Annotated in this window: 5 protein-coding genes, 1 tRNA gene and 1 riboswitch; of the genes, 5 read left to right on the plus strand and 1 reads right to left on the minus strand. The window is 70.5% G+C overall.

The genetic code is table 11. The annotated features are described in order from the left end of the window. Positions 1–173: 173 nt before the first annotated feature. Positions 174–674, minus strand: coding sequence for a MarR family winged helix-turn-helix transcriptional regulator (locus tag AOK24_RS02705; protein ID WP_055718430.1), 501 nt, complete (start codon positions 672–674; stop codon positions 174–176). A 107-nt stretch (positions 675–781) separates the two neighbouring features. Between AOK24_RS02705 and AOK24_RS02710 the strand changes: the two genes are divergently transcribed. The 5 genes from AOK24_RS02710 (at position 782) to AOK24_RS02730 (ending at position 5,759) form a co-directional block, all read left to right on the plus strand. Then, positions 782–1,888 carry a dihydrofolate reductase family protein gene (locus AOK24_RS02710; RefSeq protein ID WP_055718431.1) on the plus strand — a complete coding sequence of 369 codons (1,107 nt, stop codon included), beginning with the start codon at positions 782–784 and terminating at the stop codon, positions 1,886–1,888. 41 nt (positions 1,889–1,929) lie between these two features. After that, positions 1,930–3,144: an alginate lyase family protein gene (locus AOK24_RS02715; RefSeq protein WP_079056646.1), complete on the plus strand. Its 1,215-nt coding sequence runs from the start codon at positions 1,930–1,932 to the stop codon at positions 3,142–3,144. A gap of 51 nt (positions 3,145–3,195) precedes the next feature. After that, a tRNA-Met gene (locus AOK24_RS02720) sits at positions 3,196–3,269 on the plus strand. Positions 3,270–3,520: 251 nt separating this feature from the next. Continuing rightward, a riboswitch (cyclic di-AMP (ydaO/yuaA leader) is annotated at positions 3,521–3,678 on the plus strand. 9 nt (positions 3,679–3,687) lie between these two features. Further along, positions 3,688–4,683 (plus strand): M23 family metallopeptidase, encoded by a 996-nt coding sequence (locus AOK24_RS02725; protein WP_055718433.1) that lies wholly within the window; start codon positions 3,688–3,690, stop codon positions 4,681–4,683. Between the two features lie 128 nt (positions 4,684–4,811). Beyond that, on the plus strand, positions 4,812–5,759 hold the full coding sequence (locus AOK24_RS02730) for an aldo/keto reductase (RefSeq protein WP_055718434.1): 948 nt from the start codon (positions 4,812–4,814) through the stop codon (positions 5,757–5,759). The last annotated feature ends 27 nt before the right edge of the window (positions 5,760–5,786 follow it).

Consider the following 5,786-nt stretch of genomic DNA (forward strand, 5'->3'; position numbering starts at 1 on the left):
GCTGGACCCGGACGCGGGAGCGCGGCGTGGCGGCGGGGAAGGCGGGCAGGCGGGGCTCCCGGGGCCGGGGCGGTTGGGTGAGCCAACGGGCATCTGTTTCAGATTTGAAGCAGATGCTCGGTTCCCGACCATACTCCTCGTTTTAAAGTTGAAGCAACTGGTTTTGATGTACGTCACGTGACGCCTTCGCACCCCGAGGATCTGCGCCGCCAGGGGACCTCCTCCCCTTCGAGCCCCTCGGTGATCCGCCGGCTGATCTCCTCCAGCTGCCCCACCTGCTCCGGCGTGAGCCGGTCGAACAGCACCGAGCGGACCGTCTCGACGTGGCCCGGCGCGACGCGCTCCAGGATCGCCACCCCCTCCCCGGTGAGCGCGGCGATGCTCCCCCGCTTGTCCCACCGGCACTGCTCGCGCCGGACCAGACCGTCCTTTTCCAGCCGAGTCACGGCATACGTCAGACGGCTGCGCGTGATCTTCGTACTCTCGGCGAGGTCCGTCATGCGCATGCGGTGTTCCGGAGCGTCGGAGAGGTTGGCGAGGATGGAGTAGTAGAGGTGCGGCATCCCGGCGTCCTGCTGGAGCTGCCGGTCGAGCGCGTCCTCCACCAGGAACAGCGCGGAGACGTACGCGCGCCAGGCGCGCATCTCGTCGGGACTGAGCCAGCGGGTCGTCATACGACCAGTGTAGTTTTGTTTCAAACTTGAACCAAACGTCAGCCATAAGAGCCAACGCGAGCCACAAGAGCCAACGTCAGCCACACGAGCCTGGGGAGACCGCACCGATGCCCTACCCGTACGTCCTCCTCTCCGCAGCCGTCTCCCTCGACGGCTACCTCGACGACACCGCCCCCGCCCGCCTCCTCCTCTCCGGCCCCGCCGACTTCGACCGCGTCGACGAGGTCCGCGCCTCCGCCGACGCGATCCTGATCGGCGCCGGCACGATCCGCGCCGACAACCCGCGCCTGCTCGTCTACTCCGAGAAGCGCCGCGCCGCCCGCCTCGCCGAGGGCCGCCCCGAGTACCCCCTGAAGGTGACGGTCACGGCGTCCGGCGACCTCGATCCCGACGCGAAGTTCTGGCACACCGGCGGCGAGAAGGCCGTCTATACGACGGACCTGGGCGCCCGGCGCGTCGCGGAACTCGGCATCCGCGCCGACGTCGTACCCCTCGGACCGGAGATCGACTGGCACCGGCTGCTCACGGACCTGTACGCGAAGGGGGTCAGGCGGCTGATGGTCGAGGGCGGGGGGACGATCCACACGCAGCTCGTGCAGGCGGGGCTGGCCGATGAACTCCAGCTCGTGGTCGCGCCGTTGTTCGTCGGCGACCCCAAGGCGCCCCGGCTGTTCGGGCCCGGCGAGTACGAGCGCGGCCGGCTCCGGCTGATCGAGACACGGCAGCTGGAGGACGTCGTGCTGATGCGGTACCGGCCCGGCGTGACCCCGGCCGACCACCACTGGCTGGGCGTCGCCTGCGACCTCGCCGCGCTCTGCCCGCCCTCGGAGACCGCCTTCAGCGTCGGGGCGGTGATCGTCGCGCGGGACGGTACGGAGATGGCGCGCGGGCATTCGCGGGAGGGCGCCGACACCGTCGTCCACGCCGAGGAGGCGGCGCTCGCGAAGCTGGACCCGGCGGATCCGCGGCTGGCCGGGGCGACGGTGTACTCCAGCCTGGAGCCGTGCGCGCGCAGGGCCTCGCGGCCGGCGCCGTGCGCGCGGCTGATCCTGGACGCGGGGGTGCGGCGGGTGGTGACCGCCTGGATCGAGCCGGACACCTTCGTCGAGGACGCGGACGGGAACGGGCTGCTGCGGGACGCCGGGGTGGACGTGGTCCTGCTGCCGGAGTACGAGAAGGCGGCAAAGGCGCCGAATGGTCATCTGTTGGGGTGATCCGACTGGCGGGGGTGCGGGCGGGCGGTGACGCTGCCCACATGAGGTCAGCCAAAGCCGTAACCGCCCTCTTCCTGGGCGCAGCCCTAGCCGCCTGCTCCACCGCCGCCGACGAGACCCGCCAGATGGCCCGAGCCCTCCCCCCGGACGCGTCCTTCACGCATCCGGGGGTCCTCGTGAACGGCGCCCAGCTCGACACCGCCCGCGAGAACGTGCACGCCGGCAAACAGCCCTGGCTGCGCGCCTACCTGGACATGCGGGACAGCGAGTACGGCTCGTACAAGTACCGGCCGCAGCCGTACGAGAGCGTCGACTGCCCCGGCGGCGACCAGCCCAACCGCCCCGCGCACGGGTGTGTGGAGGAGCGGCAGGACGCGATCGCCGCGTACACGCAGGCCCTGCTGTTCCGGGTGACCGGCAAACCGGCGCACGCCGTGAAGGCGCGGGAGATCATGGACGCCTGGTCGGGGAAGATCCGGCGGCACACCGAGGACGACGCCGGATTGCAGACCGCGTGGGCGGGGTCGACGTGGGCGCGGGCGGCGGAGATCGTCCGGCACACGCCGGGGGCGGGGTGGCCGGCGGACCGGGTGCGCAGGTTCGAGGACATGCTCAGGAACGCGTACCTCCCCGTCGTATCGCGCGAAGTCCCCGACTACAACGGGAACTGGGACCTCGCGATGACGGACGCGGCGATCGGCATCGGGGTCTTCACCAACGACCACAAGGTGTTCGACCGGGCGCTGAGCCGGTTCCGGGCGCGGGTCCCGGCGTACTTCTATCTGGAGAAGGACGGCAAGGTCCCGATCGCGCCCGCCCGCTCAGGGCTCGACGACCCGGCGAAGCTCACGACGTACTGGTTCGGGCAGACGACGTTCAAGGACGGCGTCTCCCAGGAGACGTGCCGCAACTTCAAGCACGCCGGGTACTCGCTGGCCGCGGCCTCGCACATCGCGGAGACGGCCTGGCACCAGGGCGTCGACCTGTACGGCGAGGCCAAGGACCGGCTGAAGGCGGCGGCCGAGCTGCACGCGCGCTACCAGGAGGGCGAGAAGGCCCCGGCGTGGCTGTGCGGCGGCAAGGTCGACCGGAGCCTGGGGCCCGACCTGGAGGTCCTGGTCAACCACCTGGAGGGCCGCCTCGACGAGCCCGTCCCGGCGGCGCACCGGCTGGTGGAGCGGCACCGGCCCGCCGGTACGGACGACCTCTTCGTGGCCTGGGAGACGCTGACGCACGCCCGTAACCCGGGGGTCTAGGGAAACCGGTTTGGAGATCCGCCCGGCGTCTGCCTATAGTTAACCCAACGGCGCGGGGTGGAGCAGCTCGGTAGCTCGCTGGGCTCATAACCCAGAGGTCGCAGGTTCAAATCCTGTCCCCGCTACTGAAAAAGGACCGGGATCCTGGAAACAGGGTCCCGGTCCTTTTGTGCTCTTTTGCGCCCGCAGTCGATCACTCTGTGTATCCCGCTGTTCTCATCGGCACCCCAACTCGCCCGTTTTTCCCTGTGGTTGACCCAATAATCCCGGGCCAAAATGTTTGTCGATCAAGAGGAACAGCTTGGAAACGGGTACCCGGGTCGATTAACGTTCGATAACGCAGCACGGTTGTCCCAGCCGTCACCAGAGACGGCTCCGTGCGCACGCGCCGAATCCCGCGAGGGAACCGGGGAACCACCACCTTGGGGTGAATCACGCGGACGCCACCGCTCACGAGCGGCCGGTTTACGCGCGTAGGAGACCTTCCCGCTCCGAACCCGTCAGCTAACCCGGTAGGCAGCGGAAGGAAAGGAGTGCGCCCGCGTGGCGAACCCGACTGCCCAGGAAACCCCCAAGCCGACCTTCGGGTTCGGCGGCTACCGTGCCGAGGACGAGGGCCCCTGGGAGGAGTGGAACCCCACCGCCGACTCCCTCGCGCCGGTCAAGGGCAAGCACCGCGTCGCCAGGCAGCGCGCCGGTGGCGGCGGCTTCGCCCGCAGCTCCACGGTTCTCGGCGTCGGCGTCATCGCCGCGGTCAGCGCGGGCGGCATGGCCAGCGCCAACACGGGCAACGCACCCGTCTCCATCAACGTCGCCGACATACCCGGCGTCGGCTCCCTCGTCTCCGACAGCGGCGACGAGGCCAAGGACCCCGCGCCGATCAGCAACATCGTCGCCGAGGCCGGCCAGGAGTCCGCCGACGCCGCCGAGGCGCTGCGCAGCCGGATCATCGCGCAGGCCGAGTCCCAGCAGACGCAGGCCGAGCAGCAGGCCAAGGTCGCCGCCCAGCGCGCCGAGGCCGAGGCCGCCGCGAAGGCCGCCAAGGCCGCGCAGGCCAACGTCGAGGACGCCAAGGAAGAGGCCGACGCCGCCGCCAAGCGCAAGGCCGAGGAGGCGCGGCTCGCCGAGCTCGCCAAGCAGTACGCGCTGCCGACCTCGTCGTACACCATCACCTCGACGTTCGGGCAGTCCGGGGCGCTCTGGTCCTCCGGCTACCACACCGGGCTCGACTTCGCGGCGCCCACCGGGACGCTCATCAAGGCCGTCCACAGCGGGACCATCACGGAGGCCGGGTACGCCGGGTCCTACGGCTACCGGACCATCCTCACTCTGGATGACGGCACCGAGATCTGGTACGCCCACCAGTCGTCCATCAGCGTCAGTGTCGGCCAGAAGGTCGGTACGGGTGATGTCATCGGGCGGGTCGGGGCGACCGGGAACGTGACCGGGGCGCACCTGCACCTGGAGGTCCACCCCGACGGGGCTTCGACCGGGATCGACCCGATGGCCTGGCTGCGCAGCAACGGGCTGAACCCGTGAGGTCGTTGTAGGACGTGGTTGTGCTGGGGCCGCCTCGGTGTTCGGGGCGGCCTTTTCGTGCTCGTTCTGACCGGAACTTTGCGGTCCCGGCGGAATGCGCCCGTCCGTGACCGTCGTTGACGTAGTACATGACTACTCTGCGCCCGCTCGGCTCCTCCGACCTCGAAGTCTTCCCCCTCTCCCTCGGCGGCAACGTCTTCGGCTGGACCGCGGACGAGGCGGCCTCCTTCGCCGTCCTCGACGCGTACGCCGCCGCCGGCGGCAACTTCGTCGACACCGCCGACGCCTACTCCGCCTGGGTCGACGGCAACAGCGGCGGCGAGTCCGAGACCATCATCGGCAAGTGGATCGCCTCGCGCGGCAACCGGGACGACGTCGTCATCGCGACCAAGGTCAGCCAGCACCCCGAGTTCAAGGGGCTCTCCGGCGACAACATCAAGGCCGCGGCCGACGCGTCCCTCAAGCGCCTCGGCACCGACCACATCGACCTCTACTACACGCACTTCGACCAGCCGGACGTGCCCGTCGAGGAGATCATCGGCGCGCTCGACGAACTCGTCCGGGCGGGGAAGGTGCGGCACATCGCCGCGTCCAACATCTCCGCCGAGCGCCTGCGCGAGTCCCTCGACTTCTCCGACCGCGAGGGCCTCGCCCGGTACGTCGCGATCCAGCCCCACTACAACCTCGTCTCCCGCGACACCTACGAGGGCTCCCTCCAGGACGTCGCCTCGCAGGCGGGCCTCGCCGCCGTCCCCTACTTCGCGCTGGCCTCCGGCTTCCTCACCGGCAAGTACCGGCCGGGCACGGTCGTCGAGGGCGCCCGTGCCGCCGCCGGGGCGGGCAAGCACCTTGACTCCGAGCGAGGCGTCAAGGTCCTCGCCGCGCTCGACGAGGTCGCCGCGGCGCGGGGTGCCGAGGTCGCCACGATCGCCCTCGCCTGGCTCGCCGCCCAGCCGACGGTCGCCGCGCCGATCGCCTCCGCGCGGGTGGTGGAGCAGCTTCCGGCACTCCTTGCGGTGGGCGAACTGGAGTTGACGGCGGCGGAGGTGGCGCGGCTCACGGAGGCTTCGGCGTAGGGGTGGGTTTCCTCGCCCCCGCCGCCC

Origin of the sequence: Streptomyces niveiscabiei (assembly GCF_001419795.1) — a bacterium.
Lineage (GTDB): Bacteria > Actinomycetota > Actinomycetes > Streptomycetales > Streptomycetaceae > Streptomyces > Streptomyces niveiscabiei.

What these genes read in the sequence shown, in the direction of transcription:
- AOK24_RS02710 (WP_055718431.1), top strand. Translation starts at nt 782, where the DNA reads ATGCCCTACCCGTACGTCCTCCTCTCCGCAGCCGTCTCCCTCGACGGC.
- AOK24_RS02705 (WP_055718430.1), bottom strand. Translation starts at nt 674, where the DNA reads ATGACGACCCGCTGGCTCAGTCCCGACGAGATGCGCGCCTGGCGCGCG.
- AOK24_RS02730 (WP_055718434.1), top strand. Translation starts at nt 4,812, where the DNA reads ATGACTACTCTGCGCCCGCTCGGCTCCTCCGACCTCGAAGTCTTCCCC.
- AOK24_RS02715 (WP_079056646.1), top strand. Translation starts at nt 1,930, where the DNA reads ATGAGGTCAGCCAAAGCCGTAACCGCCCTCTTCCTGGGCGCAGCCCTA.